This window comes from Burkholderia sp. BCC1988 (assembly GCF_905339895.1).
GTDB lineage: Bacteria > Pseudomonadota > Gammaproteobacteria > Burkholderiales > Burkholderiaceae > Burkholderia.
In genome coordinates this window covers 356,982-376,378 of record NZ_CAJPHA010000002.1, presented here as the reverse complement: position 1 = coordinate 376,378, position 19,397 = coordinate 356,982, and the positions used below count along the sequence as shown (strand labels likewise).

Below are 19,397 nucleotides of genomic sequence, written 5' to 3'. Positions count from 1 at the left end.
CACCGCATGGATATCGCCCTTTCCCGACATGCGCCGAACCGGCTCGGCACGCTGCATGCGCCCGACGAAGTCGAACGCGCGGTCGCGCACCGGCTCGGGCCGCACCGGATGGCCGCGCACGGCCGCGATCCGTTTCATGCGGAGCTGTACGAGGTGCCGCTGCATCACGGCGCACTGCTCGAGCTCTGCTACGGCCGCGAGACGCGCATCGAGTTCGGCGACGATGCCGGGCATTTCCTGTTCCGGCTGACGCTGTCGGGCGCATGTGAGCTGCAGGCCGGCGACGTGGTCGCACGCGCCGGGCCGGGCCAGCTGACGGTGTCGTCGCCGGCGCTCGCGAGCCGCCTGAGCACGAGCCCCGATTGCCGCAACCTGGTGCTGCGGCTCGAACGCGGCGCACTCGAGCGCAAGCTGCAGGACATGCTGCACACGACGCTCGCGCGGCCGCTGCAGTTCGATCTCGCGGCCGGCGGCAACGGTGCGGGCGCGGCGCTCGTGCTGCCGACCTTCGAATACCTGTGCCGGCTCGGCGCGCAGCCGGGGATCGGCACGTCGATCACGACGTTCGGCGCCGATCTCACCGCGTGGCTGATGGCGCTGCTGCTCACGCACCTGCCGCATTCGTACAGCGCCGCGCTCGCGCGCGGCACGCCGCCGCTGCCGGCGCACGTGCGCCGCGCGTGCGACCACGTCGACGCGCACCTGGGCGACCCGCTCGCGCTCGCCGCGCTGGCGGCGGTCGCGGGCGTCGCGCCGCGCACGCTCCAGCATGCGTTCCGCGCGTTCCTGAACACCACGCCGGCCGCCTACGTGCGCGAGCGCCGGCTGGCCGCGGTGCACGCCGCGCTGCAGCGCGGCGACGCGCGCAGCGTGACCGACGTGCTGATCGCGCACGGCATTCACGGCTTCGGCCATTTTGCGAAGGCGTATGCGCGGCGTTACGGCCACCTGCCTTCCGTCACCGCGAGGCAAGCACCATGACGCACTCCGCCACCGGCCGGCCGCCGGCCCGCCCCGAGCCCGCGGCGCACGACGCGGACGCGCCCGACGGCCTGCGCGTGCAGGACCTCGACCTGAACCTGTTGAAGACGTTTCGCGCGGTGTACGAAGAACGGCACGTCGGCCGCGCAGGGTTGCGGCTGGGCGTCACGCAGCCGTCGGTGAGCTACGCGCTCGGCCGGCTGCGCCTGATGTTTCGCGACGCGCTGTTCGTGCGCACCGGCACCGGCGTCGAGCCGACGCCGCGCGCGCAACGGCTCGCACTATCGGTCGACAAGGCGCTCGCGATCCTGCAGGACGTGCTCGACGAAGGCTCACGCTTCGCGCCGGACAGCACCCAGCGCGTGTTCCGGCTGCACATGAGCGACTTCGCGGCGAGCGCGTTCCTGCCGACGCTGCTCGCGGCATTCGACCGGCGCGCGCCGGGCGCGGTGATCGAGACGCTGCACGTCGACGAATGCCAGCTCAACGAGCGCTCGAATCGGGCCGCATCGACTTCGCGCTCGGTCATTTCGCGGATGCATCGAGCCATTTCCAGCGGACCGCGCTGCTGCACGAACGCTGCGTGCTGCTGATGCCGCGCCGCACCGCGCAGCGCCTCGCGCTGCCCGGCGGTTTCGTGCTCGACGGCGACGCGCCGGACGCGCTGCGCTTCGTCGCGGTGACCGCGCATCCGCAATCGATGCAGCTGCTGGAGCGGCACGGCCTGATGCCGCGCGTGCGGGCGGCGCTGCCCGACTTCCTGGTGGTGCCGGCGCTGCTCGAACACGGCGATTACGCGCTGATCCTGCCGGAGACCGTCGCGCTCACGTTCGCGGCGCGCCAGCCGTGCACGCTCTACGAGATCGCGGGCGCCGGCGAATGGGCCGTCAACGCGTACTGGCACCGGCGCTTCGATGCGGACCCGGGCCATCGGTGGCTGCGCGCGCTGCTGCTGGAGCTGTTCGATATCGGCCGGCAGGCGCCGTTCGACGCATGGCTCGCGCCGCAACCGCCCGCCTGCGCATAGCGGCGCGGGCGGGCGCAGACCGACCTCGGCGGTCAGAACGCCGTGAGGATGCCCGCGACGATCGAGCTGGCGGTCGCGCCGGGTTTCGCGACCGCGACGCCGCCGCCCGCCGCGCCATTGACGACGAAGCGTGCGTGCGCGCCGTTGCGCACCATCGCGGCCCCCGTGTACAGCACCGTGCGCTTCGACAGCGGATAGTCGAAGCGGATGCCGTACGAATCGGCGTTGCCGTCGCTGTCGGCGACCTTCCGGTAGTGGCCGATGCTCAGCAGCAGCGACGCGCGCCCGATCGGCACCGTCGCGCTGAGTTCCATCGTGTCGCTGTGCGGATACGCGCTCTGGCTGTCGATCGCGGTCGCGACGTCGGGGCCGCCGCGATGCCGCATGTACAGCGCGGCGACCTTCACGACGTTGAAGTCGTACGAGATCGCGCCGACCGTGTAGTTGCCGTTCGCGGCCGAACTGGTGACGCCGAGCGCGGATGCCGCCACCGGGCTGAACTTCTGCTGCATGTAGTCGACGTCGACCGACAACCCGCCGCGCACGTAGTTGAGGCCCGCGCCGTACGTGTCGCCGAGCGTCGCCGGCTGGCCGGCCGCGCCGTTGGTGCCGCGCGCGGCCATCGCGCGCAGCATGAAGCCCGCGTAACGCGGCGACGTGTAGCGCAGCGAGTTGCGCACGCGCAGGAACGCGGGGCCGACGAAGTTGTTCGTCGCGTTGCCCCATGCGAGGCCCGCGCCGAGCCCGGGCAGGCTGTACGTGACGAGCGTCGTGTGCACGATCGTGTAGAGCTCGCCGAACTGCACGCCGCCGAACGGCCCGGTGATGCCGACCCACGCCTCGCGGCCGAACAGCGCGCTGCTGTTCGACAGCGCGCCGCTCGCCGCGTTGAAGCCGTCCTCGAGCTTGAAGATCGTCGCGTAGCCGCCGCCGAGATCCTCGACACCCTTCAGCCCCCACTGCGACGCCCACAGGTTGCCGCTGCCCATGCGCGTCACGTGGTTCGGCCCGGCATTCGCATATTCGATCGCGGTGTCGATGCGGCCGTAGAGCGTCACGCTCGATTGCGCGACAGCCGGCAGCGATGCGCACGCAAGGAGCGCGGCCGCCAGCGTGGCAAGCGGTACGGCAAGCCGGTCGGCTCGCCCGTTCAAATGTTTCATCTTCGTCGTCCCGTGGAAATGCCGGCGCTTGTCGGCAACGCGCCGTTTGACATGAAGCGCATTCGCATTCGGATGCGAACGCTGCCGATCAAAAACGGGCCGAGTCTAGGAACGACAATTTCGGACGTCGACGCAATGCGCTCTATAACGCTTATAGACGCGCCGCATGATGCGCGCACGCGCCGCCGCACGTGCGCCGCGCGGCGGCCCGCGCGCACGGCCTCGGTGTTTTCTTTATCCGCGTCGGTAAATGTCCGTGTGGCGCGGCTGTCACTCCGGCTATGGCGGCCGAATTTGGCCGACTACGCTGCGTCTCCGATCGTGTCACCCGCACGCTTTCGCACCGCGACGGCACCCGGCCCGCGAGGCCCGCGCCGCGCTTTTCCACCGCCCGCTCCTGGAGAATCCGCATGTCCGCACCCACGGCCCGCGCTGCCGACGGCAAGCGCTATACGTACGAATGGTATGTCGTCGTCATCTGCATGCTCGCGTATGTCTTTTCGTTCGTCGATCGCCAGGTGCTCGTCCTGATGATCGAACCGATCAAGCGCGACCTGCACCTGACCGACACACAGTTCAGCCTGCTCAACGGCTTCGCGTTCTCGCTGTTCTACGCGATGATGGGCCTGCCCGTCGCGTATCTCGCCGATCGCTACGCGCGCCCGCGCATCATCGCGCTCGGCATCGCGCTGTGGAGCGTCGCGACCGCCGCGTGCGGGCTCAGCCAGCAATTCGTGCAGATGTTCGTCGCGCGCATGGGAGTCGGCGTCGGCGAGGCCGCACTGTCGCCCGGCGCGTATTCGATGCTCGCCGACTACTTCCCGAAGGAGAAGCTCGGCCGCGCGATCGCCGTGTATTCGCTCGGCTCGTTCATCGGCGGCGGCGTCGCATTCCTGATCGGCGGCTACGTGATCGCGCTGCTCAAGCATGCGAGCGCGTTCACGCTGCCGGTCGTCGGGCAGGTGCATGCGTGGCAGGTCACGTTCCTGATCGTTGGGCTGCCGGGGATTCTCGTCGCGCTCCTGTTCGTCGCGACCGTGCGCGACCCGCAGCGCAAGGGGCTCGCGCAGGACCGCTCGGGCGCCGTGCGGCGCGTGTCGATGCGCGATTCGCTGCGCTTCGTCGGCACGCATCGCGCGACCTTCGCGTGCCACTACCTCGGCTTCTCGTTCTACGCGATGACGCTGTACTGCCTGCTGAGCTGGACGCCCGCGTTCTATATCCGCCGCTTCGGGATGACGGCCGTCGAAGCCGGCTACACGCTCGGCATCGTGCTGCTCGTCGCGAATACCGCCGGCGTGTTCTGCGGCGGCTGGCTCAACGACTGGCTGCTGCGCCGCGGCCGCAGCGATGCGCCGATGCGCGCCGGCGCGATCGGCGCCGCGTGCATGGTGATCCCCGCGACGCTGTTCACGCAGCTCGACAGCCTGCCGGCATCGCTCGCGATGCTCGTCGTCGCGATGTTCTTCGCGTCGTTCCCGATGCCGACGTCGACCGCCGCGATGCAGACGCTCGCGCCGAACCAGATGCGCGCGCAGATCTCCGCGCTGTTCCTGCTCGTGTCGAACCTGATCGCGCTCGGGATCGGCACGACCGTCGTCGCGCTGTTCACCGATCGCGTGTTCGGCGCGCCGGCGGCCGTCGGCCATTCGATGTCGATCGTGAACGTCGCAGCGGCCACGCTCGCCGCGTTGTTGCTGGCCGTCGGCTGCCGGCAGTATCGACGCAGCCTCGAGCGCGAACGCGGCCATGCGTCGGCGTCGGCTTCGGCCGATGCGGCCGTCGATGGCGGCAGCGCCATTGCCGCACGCTGAAGTCGCGCTGGTCGGCGTCGGCGTCGGCTTCGGCTTCGGCTGAGGCGGCCGTCGACGGTGGCCGCGCCGCGGCCGCACGCTGAAGTCGCGCTGTTCAGCGATCGCGTATTCGGCGCACCGCCTGCGCGATCGTCGACGCCGCGGCCGCCATGCTGGTCGCCGACTATCATCCACCTCACTGATTCTGGCATCACTTTTTTATCGATTTGATTTATGCGATGCCCGTCCTTATTCTCGGTTGCATGACGGCGCTGCACTAGCCGCGCCGGTTTCCCCTACCCCACGGAACACCCCATGCAAGCGAACCGCCACCAGGTCCGGATCGACGCGCTGATCGACGCGGCGCAGGACATCCGCTGTTTCCGGGTCTCGCGCGTCGACGGCCAGCCGTTCGACGCGTACGAGCCGGGTGCCCATATCGACGTCACCGCGCCGTCCGGCGTCACACGGCAATACTCGCTGTGCGGCCGCCCCGACGAGCGCGGCAGCTACCTGTTCGCGGTGAAGAAGGAAGCGCAGTCGCGCGGCGGCTCGCGCTCGCTGCACGACGACGTGCGCGTCGGTGCCGAGCTGTCGATCGGCGCGCCGCGCAACCTGTTTCGTCTGGCGGACGACGCGAGCGAGCATGTGCTGGTCGCGGCCGGGATCGGCATCACGCCGCTGCTGTCGATGGCGTACGCGCTCGCGCAGCGCGGCGCGCGTTACCGGTTGCACTACTTCGCGCGCAGCCGTGAACACGCGGCTTTCGTCGACGAACTGTCGGCCGAACCGTTCGCGTCGCGCGTGACCTTCCATTACGGGATCGCACCCGATGCGCTCGCGGCCGAACTGGGCCGCTGCGTCGAGTCGATCGACGCGAAAGCGCACGTCTATACGTGCGGGCCGGGGCCGTTCATGGATGCCGTCGTCGCGGCGGCGGCCACGCGGCTTCCGGAAGACGCGATTCACCTCGAACGCTTCGCGGCGGAACCCGTCGCGGCCGACGCCGCTGTCGACGCCGCCCCGGCGGAAGGCTTCGAAGTGCGCCTGCAGCGCAGCGGCCAAGCGGTGCGCGTCGCGCCCGGCACGTCGATCGTCGACGCGCTCGCGCGCATCGGCGTCGAGGTCGATACGTCATGCGGCGAAGGCGTGTGCGGCACCTGCATGGTGCCGGTGCTCGACGGCGAGCCCGATCATCGCGACCACTGCCTCAGCAAGGCCGAGCGCGCGAGCAACACGGTGATCTGCTGCTGCGTGTCGCGGGCGCGCTCGGCGGTGCTCGTCCTCGATCTGTGATGCACGGCGGGCGCTGAGGTGCTGAGGTGCTGAGGTGCTGAGGTGCTGAGGTGCTGAGGTGCTGAGGTGCTGAGGTGCTGAGGTGCTGACGTGCTGCGGCGCGGCGGGCGCTGACGTGCTGCGGCGCTGATCGACTGATCGACCAATGCGCCGATGCGCTGGCGACTCGCAGAGCCGCCCCAGCACGCCGCCCCGCCGTCACGCGTCGAACCGCTCGACGATCTCAGCGAGCAGCGCGCGCATCCACGCGATCCCCTCGTCCTCGTGAAAATGCTCGTGCCAGTGCATCGTGACCGGCGCGGGCGGCAGCGTGACCGGCAGCTCGTAGAGCCGGAACGCGTTGTCGCGGTTCAGGATCCGCGCGAGCCGCTTCGGCAGCGTCGCATAGAGATCGGTCACCGACAGCACGCTCGGCAGCGCGACGAAGTGCGGCACTTCGAGCGCGATGTTGCGGCCCACGCCCTGCGCGCGCAACGCGTCGTCGAGCGCGTGGTGGCTGTGCTCGACCGATTTCACGTTGACGTGCGCGGCGCGCACGAACTGCTCGAGGCTCAGCGCCGCACCGGCCGGCAGCCCGCGCCGGCGCCCCGTCATGCACACGTAGGTTTCCTCGAACAGCAGCTGGTGGCGCGTGCGCGGCATCAGCTCCGGCAGGTTGCCGATCGCGAAGTCCAGCCGGCTCGCGCGTAGCGCCTCCTCGATCTCCTCCACCGGCAGCGGCTGCACGCTGAGCGTCACGCGCGGCGCGCGCTCGCGCAGCGCCTGGCAGATCGCCGGCAGGTACGCCATCTCGCCCGCATCCGACAGCGACAGCCGGAACGTGCGCGTGCTCGACGCCGGATCGAAACGCTCCGCATAGCGCAGCGCGACGCGCACCATGTCGAGCGCCTTGCCGACGATCCCCGCGAGTTCGAGCGCGACCGGCGTCGGCTGCATCCCCGCGCGCGTGCGCACGAACAGCGGATCGTCGAACAGCGTGCGCAGCCGCCCGAGCGAATAGCTGACGGCCGGCTGCGACAGCGCGAGCCGCTCGCCGGCCTTGGTCAGGCTGCGCTCCTCGACGATCGCCTGGAACACCCGCAACAGGTTCAGATCGAGATGATCGACCGATGTCATCGTGACCTCCATCATTTGCCGTATTTATTTGATTGGCAATTTTAGATCAATTTGACGGATATGTAGCAGAAGACGAGACTGGGTACCCGATGCCGCGCGTGACGCGGCCCGATTTCGCGACTCTTTCCCCACGACGACGATGAGCGACATTCCCACCCAGACGATCGACACCCGCGCGTTGCACGGCTTCGCGCAGCCCGACCGCATCGCGCCCGCGATGTATCACGACCCCGCGCTGTTCGAGGCCGAACTCGACCGCATCTTCTACCGCACCTGGATCTGGGTCGCGCACGAGAGCGAGCTGCCGAACCCGGGCGACTTCGTCACGACGACGATCGGCCGCCAGCCGGTGATCGTCGTGCGCGACAGGACCGGCGAGATCAACGTGCTGCAGAACCGCTGCCGCCACCGCGGCGCGACCGTGTGCGAATCGCACAAGGGCAACGCGAAGGGCTTCACGTGCCCGTATCACAGCTGGTCGTACGCGCTCGACGGCACGCTGCGCGCGCTGCCGTACGGCGACGGCTACGAAGGCGTGTGCGAGAAAGGCGACCTGCCGCTCGTGAAGCTGCGCGTGGGCGTGTACCAGGGGCTGATCTTCGCGAGCTTCAACGACGCCATCGAACCGCTCGAGGATTTCCTCGGCGGCGCGAAGCCGTGGATCGACCTGTTCATGAAGCAGGGTGCCGGCTACCCGATCAAGGCGAACGGCGAGCACAAGTTCAAGTTCAAGGGCAACTGGAAGATCCAGCTCGAGAACACGACCGACCTCTATCACTTCCCCGTCGTGCACAAGTCGTGGATGAAGTCGATCGACGACGAAACGGCGGCCGCGATCACGAGCTTCATGACGAGCGAGGACGCCTTCTGCCGCGGGCTCGGCAACGGTCACAGCCTCGCGGTGCTGATGCCCGAGCTGATCGATCTCGACCAGGACGACGGCGCGCCGCTGCCCGAACGCTTCGCGCCGCTCGCGGCGAAGCTCGCCGAGCGCCATACGCCGGACGAAGTGCGCCGCATCGTGCGCTCGCTGATGGGGGTTGGCTTCAACCTGAACCTGTTTCCAAACCTCGCGCTGTCGATGGCGTTCTTCCGCGTGCTGCGGCCGATCTCCGCGAACGAAACCGAGATTCGTCACGTCGCGCTCGCGATGGATGGCGGCCCGGACGAAGCGAATCGCGAGCGGCTGCGGATTCACGAGCATTTCCAGGGCCCGTTCGGCTTCGGCAGCCCCGATGACGCGGAAGCATGGGAGCGCGTGCAGCGCGGCGCGCATGCGGGGCCGGACGTGCCGATCCTCGTGAACCGCGGGCTGAACCGCGAGACGACCGCCGCGAACGGCGAAAAGACCGCGCATGCGACCGACGAGACGGGCATGCGCGAGGCCTACCAGCAATGGCGCAAGATGATGGAGCAACAGTAATGGACGACCGCAACGCCCTCTTTTCCGAGCAGACCTTCGCCCGCGCGGTCGAATTCGTGTGGCGCGAAGCCGAGCTGCTCGACCGCCGCGACTATCGCGCATGGCTCGACCTGTGGGATCCGGCCGGTCACTACGTGGTGCCGATCGATCCCGACACCACCGACTTCGCGGCGACGCTCAACTACGTGTTCGACGACCAGGACATGCGCGAGAAGCGCGTGCAGCGGATGCTGTCCGGTTACTCGGCGTCGGCGACCGACGCGGCGCGCACGGTGCGGACCGTGTCGCGCTTCACGCTGGAGAGCAGCAGCGCCGGCATGGTCGAGCTGAAATCCGCGCAGGTCGTCGTCGCGTACAAGCGCGGCGTCGCGACGCTGTTCGCGGCCGACGTCACGCACAAGCTGCACATCGACGCGGACGGCGAAATGCGGATCGCGGAGAAGGTCGTGCGGCTGATCGACTCGACCGAGGCACTCAGCGCGATCGGCTTCCTGCTGTAAGCGGCCGCCGGTTCGCCATCGCCAGCGCAACGGTGAGCCGGCCACCTTCACCTTTCCGGACGACCATGCCCACACTCGAAGTTTTCCTGCCGGCCGGCCACGACGACGCGCGCAAGGCCGAGCTGATCGCGCGGCTCAGCGGCGCGACCGTCGACGCGATCGGCGCACCGCTCGAATCGGTGCGCGTACTGCTCACCGAATTGCCCGCCACGCACATCGGCCTTGGCGGCCGCACGGCCGCCGATGGCGCACCGCCGTCGCTGCCGGTGATCGTCGCGATCCTGATCGCCGGCCGCACCGACGAGCAGAAACGCGCGTTGATCGCGGCGCTGTCGGACGCCGGCGCGAACGTGCTCGATGCGCCGTTGCAGGCGACGCGCGTGATCATCAAGGACATCCCGAACACCGACTTCGGGATCGGTGGTCAAACCGCGCGGGCGCTGGGGCGCTGATCGTGTGCCGCGCGTCGCTATCTGGCTGCGATGTGCGTGATGTGCGTGATGTGCGTGATGTGCGTGACGTGCGTGACGTGCGTGATGTGCGTGACGTGCGTGACGTGCGTGACGTGCGTGACGTGCGCGACGTGCGCGACGTGCATGGCGCCCGTTACGCTTGCGCCGCGACGCACCGCTTACGCCTGCGTACCGACAAGCGGCAGCGTCACGCGACAGTCGAGCCCGCCGCCTTCGGCCGGGCTCGCGCCGATGCGCCCGCCATGACGCGTGACGATGCTCTTGCACAGCGACAGCCCGATCCCGTTGCCGCCGGCCTTCGACGACGAGAAACCGTCGAACAGCCGGTCGTGCGCCCCTTCGACGATACCGGGCCCGTTGTCGATCGCCCGCAGCTCCGCGTGGCCGCCGACGTCGGCGGTGCCGAGCGTCAGCGTGCACGGCGCGCGCGCGCAGCCGGCGAACGCCTCGATCGCGTTGAAGGCCAGATTCAGGATCACCTGCCCGATCAGCACACGCTCGCAGCGAATCGGCAGCGGCTTGTCGGCCTGCACGATCGCGACCGTCACGCCCGCTTCCTTCGCACGCAGCTCGATGAAATACGCGACGTCGGCGAGGATCTCGCGCAGGTCGGCGAGCGCGACGACCGGCTCGCGCTTCACGATGAACTCGCGCACGCTCTTGATGATCAGCGCCGCATGCTCGGCCTGCCGGTCCGCGCTGCGCAGCCCCCAGATCGCATCGTCGACGGCGCCGCGCGTGTTCAGCCGCTGCACCGCACCCTCGATGAAGTTGCGCACGGCCGCGAGCGGCTGGCTCAGCTCGTGCGCGATCACCGTCGCCATCTCGCCCATCGCGTTGTAGCGGCCCGCGTATTCGAGCATGCGCGCTTCGGCGCGGCGCGCCTCCTCGATCGCGACCTCGTCGCTGACGTCGCGGAAATGCACGAGCAAACCGTCGAGGTCGCCTTCGATCTCGACTTGCCGGCACGTGATGCGCAGCCAGCACGCCGAGCCGTCGCGCCGCACGAAGCGGTAGCGCTGCGGCTCGGACGGGCACGTCGACGGCGCATCGCGCAGCTGCGCGACGAGCCGGTCGCGATCGGCCGCGGTGCAGTAGTCGAGCACGCCGCCGAGCGCATCGTCAGGCGCGAGCCCGAGCACGCGGCGCCCCGACTCGCTGATGAACTGCGCGCCGCCGTTCGGCGTCACGACCGCGATGCCTTCGTCGAGGTCCTGCATGAATTCGCGCAGCCGCGCCTCGTAGCGGCGCAACTGCTGACGGATCGCCTCCTCCGCGCTGATGTCGCGGAACTGCACCATGACGACGTCGCGCCCGCGCAGCGGCACGTGCGTCGCGATCGCCTCCGACAGCATGTCGACGCCGGTACGCGACCGATAGCACCACTCGTACACCTGCGGCCGCCCTTCGGCGATCGCGCGATCCATCGCGCCCACGCCGATCTCGCGCCGGTATTTCGGTTCTGGACGCGTCATGTCCGGCGCCTTCAGCGGCAGCAGCTCCTCGACGGAAAAGCCGAGCGCGATGCACGCGGCGCGGTTCGCCCACACGATCGCCTTGGTCTGCGCGTCATGCAGCAGCACGCAGGTCGTCAATGCGTCGAGCAGCCGGTGGAAATCGTCTTCGTCGGGGAAGCTCATGAGCGGATTCGGTTGAAGGCGCGCGGCGTCGCGCAGCCGGATGTCCAACATAGCACCGGCGTGCACGGCCCGCATCTGAAGATTTCTTTAGTCCGGCACGGAGCCACACCAGTCGTGCGGCCTTACGCACCAATTGCTGCGTGTTTTCGGCGTTTCTAGACTGATTGCATCGTCTTTCGAACCCCATTCCCAGGAGCCACTCATGCCCAACGCCGCCCTCGCCATCGACGCCGCGTCCCCCTCGCCGCATGCGGTCCGCGAAGCGGCCGCGCGGGTGTCGCCGCTCGACGCGGTGATCGAGACCGTCGCCGCGCGCCGCGACGAATTCGACCGCCTGTCGCACGTGCCGCGCGACGTGATCGCGCTGTTCAAGGAGGCCGGCATTTATCGCGCGGGCACGCCGCGCCGCTTCGGGGGCGATGCGCTCGCGCCCACCGCGTTCCTCGACATGATCGAGCGGATCGCGACCGCCGACGGGTCGGCCGCATGGGTCGCGAGCTTCGGCTCGGCCAACGTCTATCTCGCCGCGCTGCCGCTCGCCACGCAGGCCGAGCTGTACGCGAGCGGCCCCGACCAGGTATTCGCGGGCGGACTGTTCCCGGTCCAGCCGGCGCAGGCGGCACCCGGCGGCTGGCGCGTGAACGGCACGTGGAAATTCGCGAGCGGCTGCAAGGGCGCCGACTGGCTCGGCGTCGGCATCGCGGTGCCCGGCGCGCAGGACGCCGCACCGAACAAGCCGCGCACGGCCGTGTTCCGTGCCGCCGACGTCGAGATCGTCGAGAACTGGAGCGTGGTCGGCATGCAAGGCACCGGCAGCCACGACCTGCGCGTCGACGACCGCTTCGTGCCCGACGCGTGGACCTTCGTGCGCGGCGGCGAGCCGACCGTCGACGAGCCGCTGTACCGCTATCCGACCGTCGCGTATGCGGCGCAGGTGCTCGCCGTGGTCAACCTCGGGCTGGCCCGCGCGGCGCTCGACGTCGCGAACCGGATGTCGGGCGGCCGCCAGACGACTACCGGCGCCCCGCGCCTCGCCGATCGCGCGTATTTCCGCATCGAGCTCGCGAAGGCCGAAGCGCAGCTGCGCTCGGCGCGCGCGTTCTTCTACGACGCGACCGACTCGGTCTGGCAATCGATCCTGGCCGGCGACCCGGTCACGCCCGAGCAGGTCAGCCTGCTGCGGCTCGCGGCCACGCATATCGCCCGCGAAGGCGCGAGCGTCGTCGAGCGCGCGTACCGCCTCGGCGGCACGGCCGCGATCTATCGCACGCATCCGCTGCAGCGCCTGCTGCGCGACGCGATGGTCGTCACGCAGCACGCGTTTCTCGGCGAAGGCAACTTCGACGGCGCGGGTGCGGTGTTCACCGGTGTCACGCCGTTTCCCGGCTATCTGTAATCCGCGTCGATTCGCTTCGATGCCGCACAACGCATTCTTCAGGAGAACCTTTCATGTCCGATTCGAATCCGCTGCCGCTGCGCGTGCTGTTCTGCTGCGGCGTGTCGCAAAACTTCTTCGACCTGCCGCGCGAGAAGATCGGCGAAGTGTGGCAAGCGTACGGCGCGATGCTCGCCGCCGTCGAGGCGATGCCCGGCGTGCGCGTGCTCGGCGTGATGGATGACGACCGCCTCGTCGTCGGCCAGGCCGACGGCGCGCCGTGGACGTTCTACATCATGGCCGACGTCGCCGACTTCGACACGACGGTCGCGGTATGCAACCTGTATCGCACGACGCCCGTCGGCGAATACAACCTGTGGCGCTACGGCAAGATCGAGGCGCGGGTCGGCCGTGCGCTGACCGTGCCGCCGGCCGCGAAGCCCGCGGCGTGAGGCGCGCGATGACCGGACCCGATTCGACGCGCGCGCTCGAAGCGCTCGAAGCGCCCGATGCCCGCGAAGCCGTCAAAGCGCTCGACGCGCTCGCGCGGCGCGTGGCCACGCTCGACGCCGAACGCGCGGTGCGCGCGACGATCGCGCGCTACATGGCGCTGTGCGACGTGCCGGAGGATGCCGGCGACGGCCCGGCGCTCGCCGCGCTGTTCACGGCCGACGCGGTGTGGGAAGGCATCGGCCCGCAGTACGCGCGCAAGTTCGGCCGCCTCGAAGGCACGGACGCGATCGTCGCGATGCTGCGCCGCTACCTGCCGCCCGAACCGCATTTCTCGGCGAACCTGCACTTCCTGACGTCGGAGTCGATCGACGTCGGCGCCGACCATGCAAACGCGCGCGGCCGCTGGATCATGCTGCAGGCGTCGGGCTACGCGGACGGCACCGCCGAGCTGATCGCCGCGCGGCTGACCATCGATTTCGCGCCGGCCGCCGACGGCGCGACCTGGCTGATCCGCCATTTCCGCACCGAGCGCGTGCTCGACGGCCCGTGGCCGCTCGCCGCCGTGCCGCACGCGTGAACCCTTTCACCGCACTCACGAGCCATCGACCATGACAGGCTTCATCGACACCTTCACGCTGGGCGGCCCGGGCCCGACGATCGCGATCAAGGACACGATCGACATCGCCGGCCACCCAACCCGCGCGGCCAGCCGCGCGCTCGCCGACGCAGCGCCCGCCGCGCAGCACGCGGACGTGGTCCGCCTGCTGCTCGACGCCGGCTGGCAGATCGCCGGCAAGGCGAACATGCACGAGCTCGCGTTCGGCATGACCGGCATCAACGACTACACGGGCACGCCGGTCAATCCGCAGGATCCGACGCGCATCCCGGGCGGCTCATCGAGCGGGTCGGCATCGCTCGTCGGGCTCGGCGCCGTCGACGCCGCGCTCGGCACCGATACCGGCGGCTCGATCCGCGGGCCGGCCGCCTGCTGCGGCGTGGCCGGGCTCAAGCCGACGTTCGGCCGCGTGTCGCGACGCGGCGTCGCGCCGGCCGACACCACGCTCGACTGCGTCGGGCCGCTCGCGCGCGACGTCCGCACGCTCGCAGCCGTGATGGCCGCCATCGCGCCGGGCTTCGACCGGGCGCGTGCGGCGGCACCCGTGGCCGGCTGCACGATCGCACGCGTGATCGTCGAGGCCGAGCCGGCCATCGCGGCCGCGCTCGACGCGGCGATTGGCGCGTCGGGCCTGCGTACGCACGACGTCGTGCTCGATGCGATGCAGGATGCGTTCGCCGCGGGGCTTGCCGTCATCAACGCGGAAACGTCGCGTGCATTCGGTCATCTCGTCGAAACCGGCAAGCTCGGCGCGGATCTCGATGCGCGGCTGCGCATGGCCGCGACAACGACACCGGCCGCGCTCGCGCAAGCCGAAGGCGTGCGCGAGCGCTTCGCGGCGCAGGTCGATGCCGCGCTCGAGCGCGCGGAGGTGCTGGTGCTGCCGACCTTGCCTGCGCTGCCGATCACGCTTCGGCAGGCACGCGACGGCGTATCGGTCATCGCGATGTCGTCGCTGATCCGGCCGTTCAACCTGAGCGGCCATCCGGCGCTCAGCCTGCCGCTGCCGCTCGCGGAAACGCCGCTGAAGGCCGGGCTGCAGATCGTCGGACGCAAGGGCGCGGACGAACAGGTGTGCGCGGTCGCCGCGCACTTCGAAGCGGCGCTCGCCGCATGAACCACGATGCGGGCGCGGCTGTGGCCACGTTCCGCGAACCAACGGAATCACGCACCATGTCAGACCGAGTCGTCCTCGTCACCGGCGCCGCGCGCGGGCTTGGCACCGTCATCGCCGAACGCTTTCATGCGGCCGGCTATCGCGTCGCGCTGGCCGACATCGCCGTCGACGCCATTCACGCGCATGCGCGCGACCTCGACCCGAGCGGCGCACGCGCGATCGCGCTGCCGCTCGACGTCACGTCGAAACGCGATTTCGAGGCCGCGCGCGATGCGCTCGTCGCGCGCTGGGGCGCGATCGACGTGCTCGTCAACAATGCCGGCGCATCGAAGGTCGTGCCCGCGATGGAGATCACGGCCGACCAGTTCGACCAGGTGATCGACGTGAACCTGCGCAGTGTGCTGTTCGGCTGCCAGGTGTTCGGCCAGTACTTCGCGACGCGCGGCGCGGGCCGCATCGTCAACATCGCGTCGCTCGCCGGGCAGAACGGCGGCTCGGCGACGGGCGCGCACTACGCGGCCGCGAAAGGCGGCACGCTGACGCTGACCAAGGTGTTCGCGCGCGACCTCGCCGCGCAGGGCGTGACCGTCAACGCGATCTCGCCGGGGCCGCTCGATCTGCCGATCGTCTACGAGAGCGTCGCGCCGGACAAGCTGCGGCAGGTGCTCGCGAACCTGCCGGGCGGCAAGCTCGGGTCGGCCGGTTTCGTCGCCGATGCGGCCGTGCTGCTCGCGTCGGGCGACGCGCATTTCGCGAACGGCGCGTGCTGGGACATCAACGGCGGGTTGTACATGCGTTGAGCGGCGGCATGCGTCGAGCGTGCGGTGCAGACTGATGCCGGCCGGTGCTGGCCGGTACCGCGCGCGGTGTATGCGGTGTATGCGGTGTATGCGGTGTATGCGGTGTATGCGGTGTGCGCGGTGTGCGCGGTGTGCGCGGTGCGTGCGGGCGGGCACCGCGCTTACACGCACGGCCCGATTCGCGTGCGAACCACCCTGCGCTAGCGCGACGACTCCCCGTCGTCGCCCCACACGACCATCACGTCGCGCACCAGCGCGGCGATCGACGTCGCGCCGAGCTTCTCCTTGATGCTCGCGCGATGCACGTCGACGGTCTTCACGCTGATCGACAGGTCCGACGCGATCTGCTTGCTGCCCTTGCCGTCGACGACACCGCGCAGCACCTCCTTCTCGCGCGCGGTCAGCGCATCGAGCCGCTGGCGCAGCTCGCGGTGACGCTGGCCGACCGCGTGCCGCTGCTGCGCGAGCCGCAGCGCGCGTTGCACGCGCTCGAGCATCTGCTGCGAGTTGTACGGCTTCTCGACGAAGTCGATCGCGCCGTTCTGCAGCGCGCGCACCGACATCGGAATATCGCCGTGTCCGCTGACGAAGATCACCGGCAGCGTCGCGCCGCGCGCGTTCAGTTCCGCCTGCACGTCGAATCCGCTTTTCTCCGGCATTCGCACGTCGAGCACCAGGCACGCGGGCAGGTTCACGTCGAAGCGCGCGAGAAAATCGGCGGCATTCGCGAATCCCTCGGACGCGATGCCGACCGATTCGAGCAACCACGCGAGCGAGGTCCGCATGCCGCTGTCGTCGTCGACGATGTATACGATCGGAGCGGGTGACGTCATCGGGGTGTCTCGCAAGATATCGGTATCGGTATCGCACGCGCCGCGGGTGAGGCAAGCGTCGTTCGTCGGGGGTGTGCGGCACATCATAACGAGCCGAAAATGCGCTGAATACCCCTTTACGTACCGCTCGAACGCCCGATCGCACTTTTTTTTGCGCGTCGTATCGCGCATCTAGGTAGAACCTTTAGATGCGTTGGCGGGAACGCCATCTTCATCGTCAATCGTGCGAATGTTCGCCGGCTTTTTCGCGACGTACGCTTGGTTCATCGTCGACGATCCGCTGCCGCATCGACAACGCGCACGATCGCCGCCCTCATTCACCCAGGAGCGCCCATGTCCGCAACGACCGATACCCCGCAACCGGCACGCGCCGCCCCCACCGACGCGCAACAGGCCTTCCGGCAGGCAATGGCCCACCTCGGCGCGGCCGTCAACGTGATCACCACCGCGGGGCCGCACGGCCGCTGCGGCATCACCGCGAGCGCCGTCTGCTCCGTCACCGACGCGCCGCCGACGCTGCTCGTGTGCCTGAACCGGTCGAGCGCGATGCATGCGATCTTCGAGCGCAATCGTCACGTGTGCATCAACGTGCTGCCGGCCGAGCACGAACTGCTCGCGCGCCATTTCGCGGGAATGACCGAGCTGCCGATGGAACGCCGCTTCGAATTGCCGGTGTGGGATCGCGGCGAGCAGGACGTCCCCGTGCTGCGCGATGCGCTCGCGAGCCTGCAGGGCAGGATCGCCGAGATGAAGGAAGTCGGCTCGCATTCGGTGATGTTCATCGAGGCGACGTCGATTCGCGTGCGCAACGACGGCGACAGCCTCATCTACTTCAGCCGCGCGTTTCATCGCGTGTCGCGCACGGCCTGCGTGCGGGAACGGTAACGGGAACGGTAACGGTCGCGCTCACGTTGTCGCGCCCGCCGGTCGTTGCAGGCCCGATCGGCTACGCCGACGCCCTTAATGCACGCTGTCCGGCCGCGAGGGCCGCGCCCGCGAACAGCGTCAGCGCCGAATAGACGAGCCCGCGCGCAAGGCCCGCGCTGTCGGACACCCAGCCGATCGCGACCGGCCCGGCGATCTGCCCGAACGCGAAGATCGTCGTGAACGCGCTGATGCCCTTCGCCCAGCCTTCCGGCGGCAGGTTGTGGCGCACGAACGCGGTCGTCGACGCGACCGCCGACAGGAACGTCGCGCCGAACAGCACGCCCGACGCGAACGCGGCCGCCGGATGCACGAACAGCGCCGGCATCAGCGTCGCCACGCCGAGCAATGCGTTGAGCACGGCCAGCGCCTGGCCGCCACGCATCCGGTCGAGCAGCCCCGACCACAGCCGCGCCGACACGACGGTCGCGACGCCGAGCATCACGTAGAACGCGGACACGACCGTCCCGCTCATTCCCGCGCCGCGCAGCAGCGCGACGATGAACGTCATGTAGCCGATGTAGCCGACGCCGAACAGGCCGTAGCCGGCGAGCGCGAGTGCGAAGCGCGCGGGGCTCGCGGTCGCCGCCGGCGCGGCACCGTGACGCCGCGCGGCCGGTGCCGCATGCGCATGCTCGATGCGACGCGCCGCCGACACGGCGATCGCCGAGCACAGCACGCATGCGAACGCGAGCGCGAACCATGCCGGTTGCCAGCCGTGCGCGCGCTCCACGAGCGTCGCGGGCACGAGCAGCGACGACGCGACGATGCCCCACCCGGTGCCGCCGTAATAGAGCCCGAGCAGGAGCCCCGCGTCGCGCGGCGCTGCGGACGCGAGCCGCGCGGCCAGCACGCCGCCGCTGATGAAGATCAGCGCGCTGCCGACGCCGGTCGCGAGCCGCTCGACGAGCAGCGCGTTCATTCCGGACGTGAGCCCGCATGCGGCCATCAGCACCGCGGTCAGCGCGCAGCCGGCCGCCAGTAGCGTGCCGGTGCGCCAGCGGCGGGACAGGAACGGGAAGACGAGCGCGCCGATCAGGTAGCCGGCCGCGTTGGCCGTGTTCAGGGCGCCCGCCTGCGCGAAGGTCCAGCCGAGATCGGCCTTCATCGGCGGCAGCAGCAGTGCATACGAGAAACGCGCGAGACCGAGCGCGATCGCGCTGCCGAGCGACAGGCAGATCGCGAGCCGCCACGCGGTCATGCGGTCGGGTTCGGTGGCGCCGGCGTCCTGTCGTGCTGGCCCGGCGTGCTCCGGTTGCGGCGCTGCGCGCATCGCGGTGTCTCCATCGTGGTTCGCATCGTGCCGCCGGGACGGCGGCAGGCGCGCGGCTGCGGCCCGCGCGCGAGGTCGTCAGATGGTGCCAGAAAACCGCTGAAGCCGGTTCGCGTCCACGATAACCGCGCGCATTGTTCGTGAATGGCGGAAATCGAAATGATCGACGCGATTGAACTCGCGATTCAAAAAATCGCTTGAATGAATCAATCAATCGATTGCGGCCCCGATATTCGAAAAAAATCCTCGGGTTTTGCGATTGGATTCATACGCCTTCACCGCGCGAAATGCAGCGAACCCGAATGTTTAGCACGCCGCGGCTAAAAACCTCGCCACGCATTGCATTCATCAAATCATCAGACTAATATCGACGCCACTCGTCCGGTATTCAAAAAACATCGGATGAGCCGCAGTAATCCCGTTACCGCGCTTTCATGTTGAATCGCTCATGTTCACCACAGGAGAATTGACATGCAGGAAACCCGGCAGATCGAATTGCTTGACTGGATGCAGGAAGACACGCACCCCGAGGCCGTCGACATGATGGTCGAGGATGCCGTGGTGCCGTTCGGCACCGCGCTCTGGCCGGTCTGA

Annotated in this window: 20 protein-coding genes and 1 pseudogene; 15 read left to right on the top strand and 6 right to left on the bottom strand. The window is 69.3% G+C overall.

Going from position 1 to position 19,397, the window contains the following annotated elements:
- Positions 1 to 6: 6 nt before the first annotated feature.
- Positions 7 to 981, top strand: coding sequence for an AraC family transcriptional regulator (locus U4012_RS04615; RefSeq protein ID WP_321796533.1), 975 nt, complete (start codon positions 7 to 9; stop codon positions 979 to 981).
- Positions 978 to 2,008, top strand: a pseudogene (locus U4012_RS04610) (LysR family transcriptional regulator). Before U4012_RS04615 ends, U4012_RS04610 begins: the two are co-directional and overlap by 4 nt.
- 32 nt (positions 2,009 to 2,040) lie before the next feature.
- Here the strand turns inward: U4012_RS04610 and U4012_RS04605 are convergent.
- Entirely contained in the window at positions 2,041 to 3,171 is a 1,131-nt protein-coding gene (locus U4012_RS04605) for a porin (RefSeq protein WP_321796531.1), read from the bottom strand.
- A 410-nt stretch (positions 3,172 to 3,581) separates the two neighbouring features.
- Here U4012_RS04605 and U4012_RS04600 point away from each other — a divergent pair, with 410 nt between their 5' ends.
- Both U4012_RS04600 and U4012_RS04595 read left to right on the top strand, forming a co-directional pair.
- Positions 3,582 to 4,985, top strand: coding sequence for an MFS transporter (locus tag U4012_RS04600; protein ID WP_321796529.1), 1,404 nt, complete (start codon positions 3,582 to 3,584; stop codon positions 4,983 to 4,985).
- A 294-nt stretch (positions 4,986 to 5,279) separates the two neighbouring features.
- Positions 5,280 to 6,260 (top strand): PDR/VanB family oxidoreductase, encoded by a 981-nt coding sequence (locus U4012_RS04595; protein ID WP_124487662.1) that lies wholly within the window; start codon positions 5,280 to 5,282, stop codon positions 6,258 to 6,260.
- A gap of 198 nt (positions 6,261 to 6,458) precedes the next feature.
- Here U4012_RS04595 and U4012_RS04590 read toward each other — a convergent pair whose 3' ends face one another.
- Positions 6,459 to 7,376, bottom strand: a complete 918-nt coding sequence (locus U4012_RS04590; RefSeq protein ID WP_321796525.1) for a LysR family transcriptional regulator — start codon at positions 7,374 to 7,376, stop codon at positions 6,459 to 6,461.
- A 139-nt stretch (positions 7,377 to 7,515) separates the two neighbouring features.
- Between U4012_RS04590 and U4012_RS04585 the strand changes: the two genes are divergently transcribed.
- From U4012_RS04585 to U4012_RS04575, 3 genes are all read left to right on the top strand, one after another.
- Positions 7,516 to 8,799 (top strand): aromatic ring-hydroxylating oxygenase subunit alpha, encoded by a 1,284-nt coding sequence (locus U4012_RS04585; protein ID WP_044845359.1) that lies wholly within the window; start codon positions 7,516 to 7,518, stop codon positions 8,797 to 8,799.
- Positions 8,799 to 9,299, top strand: a complete 501-nt coding sequence (locus tag U4012_RS04580; RefSeq protein WP_124487666.1) for an aromatic-ring-hydroxylating dioxygenase subunit beta — start codon at positions 8,799 to 8,801, stop codon at positions 9,297 to 9,299. The genes U4012_RS04585 and U4012_RS04580 overlap by 1 nt, the downstream gene beginning before the upstream one ends.
- Before the next feature lie 65 nt (positions 9,300 to 9,364).
- Positions 9,365 to 9,751 (top strand): 2-hydroxymuconate tautomerase family protein, encoded by a 387-nt coding sequence (locus U4012_RS04575; RefSeq protein WP_044845361.1) that lies wholly within the window; start codon positions 9,365 to 9,367, stop codon positions 9,749 to 9,751.
- Between the two features lie 17 nt (positions 9,752 to 9,768).
- Here U4012_RS04575 and U4012_RS04570 read toward each other — a convergent pair whose 3' ends face one another.
- The gene (locus U4012_RS04570) at positions 9,769 to 9,897 is read right to left on the bottom strand and encodes a hypothetical protein (RefSeq protein ID WP_321796520.1); all 129 of its coding nucleotides are present in this window, start codon (positions 9,895 to 9,897) and stop codon (positions 9,769 to 9,771) included.
- Positions 9,898 to 9,930: 33 nt separating this feature from the next.
- The gene (locus tag U4012_RS04565; RefSeq protein WP_321796518.1) at positions 9,931 to 11,487 is read right to left on the bottom strand and encodes an ATP-binding protein; all 1,557 of its coding nucleotides are present in this window, start codon (positions 11,485 to 11,487) and stop codon (positions 9,931 to 9,933) included.
- Positions 11,488 to 11,614: 127 nt separating this feature from the next.
- On the opposite strand from U4012_RS04565, the gene U4012_RS04560 reads away from it, so the two are divergent.
- From U4012_RS04560 to U4012_RS04535, 6 genes are read left to right on the top strand one after another with little or no spacing between them, the layout of a single operon-like run.
- Entirely contained in the window at positions 11,615 to 12,808 is a 1,194-nt protein-coding gene (locus tag U4012_RS04560) for an acyl-CoA dehydrogenase family protein (protein WP_321796516.1), read from the top strand.
- A 53-nt stretch (positions 12,809 to 12,861) separates the two neighbouring features.
- Positions 12,862 to 13,239, top strand: coding sequence for a hypothetical protein (locus U4012_RS04555; RefSeq protein ID WP_011356094.1), 378 nt, complete (start codon positions 12,862 to 12,864; stop codon positions 13,237 to 13,239).
- A gap of 8 nt (positions 13,240 to 13,247) precedes the next feature.
- Positions 13,248 to 13,817, top strand: a complete 570-nt coding sequence (locus tag U4012_RS04550; RefSeq protein ID WP_321796515.1) for a nuclear transport factor 2 family protein — start codon at positions 13,248 to 13,250, stop codon at positions 13,815 to 13,817.
- A gap of 31 nt (positions 13,818 to 13,848) precedes the next feature.
- Positions 13,849 to 14,973 carry an amidase gene (locus tag U4012_RS04545; RefSeq protein ID WP_321796512.1) on the top strand — a complete coding sequence of 375 codons (1,125 nt, stop codon included), beginning with the start codon at positions 13,849 to 13,851 and terminating at the stop codon, positions 14,971 to 14,973.
- 56 nt (positions 14,974 to 15,029) lie between these two features.
- Positions 15,030 to 15,773: an SDR family NAD(P)-dependent oxidoreductase gene (locus tag U4012_RS04540; protein WP_321796510.1), complete on the top strand. Its 744-nt coding sequence runs from the start codon at positions 15,030 to 15,032 to the stop codon at positions 15,771 to 15,773.
- Between the two features lie 24 nt (positions 15,774 to 15,797).
- Positions 15,798 to 15,977, top strand: coding sequence for a hypothetical protein (locus U4012_RS04535; protein WP_321796508.1), 180 nt, complete (start codon positions 15,798 to 15,800; stop codon positions 15,975 to 15,977).
- Here U4012_RS04535 and U4012_RS04530 read toward each other — a convergent pair.
- On the bottom strand, positions 15,974 to 16,606 hold the full coding sequence (locus U4012_RS04530; protein ID WP_044845365.1) for a response regulator transcription factor: 633 nt from the start codon (positions 16,604 to 16,606) through the stop codon (positions 15,974 to 15,976). The genes U4012_RS04535 and U4012_RS04530 overlap by 4 nt on opposite strands.
- A gap of 333 nt (positions 16,607 to 16,939) precedes the next feature.
- Between U4012_RS04530 and hpaC the strand changes: the two genes are divergently transcribed.
- Entirely contained in the window at positions 16,940 to 17,491 is a 552-nt protein-coding gene (hpaC, locus tag U4012_RS04525; RefSeq protein WP_321796507.1) for a 4-hydroxyphenylacetate 3-monooxygenase, reductase component, read from the top strand.
- Between the two features lie 61 nt (positions 17,492 to 17,552).
- Here the strand turns inward: hpaC and U4012_RS04520 are convergent, their stop codons facing one another.
- Positions 17,553 to 18,803 carry a YbfB/YjiJ family MFS transporter gene (locus U4012_RS04520; RefSeq protein ID WP_321796505.1) on the bottom strand — a complete coding sequence of 417 codons (1,251 nt, stop codon included), beginning with the start codon at positions 18,801 to 18,803 and terminating at the stop codon, positions 17,553 to 17,555.
- 471 nt (positions 18,804 to 19,274) lie between these two features.
- Between U4012_RS04520 and U4012_RS04515 the strand changes: the two genes are divergently transcribed.
- Entirely contained in the window at positions 19,275 to 19,397 is a 123-nt protein-coding gene (locus U4012_RS04515) for a hypothetical protein (protein WP_006752127.1), read from the top strand.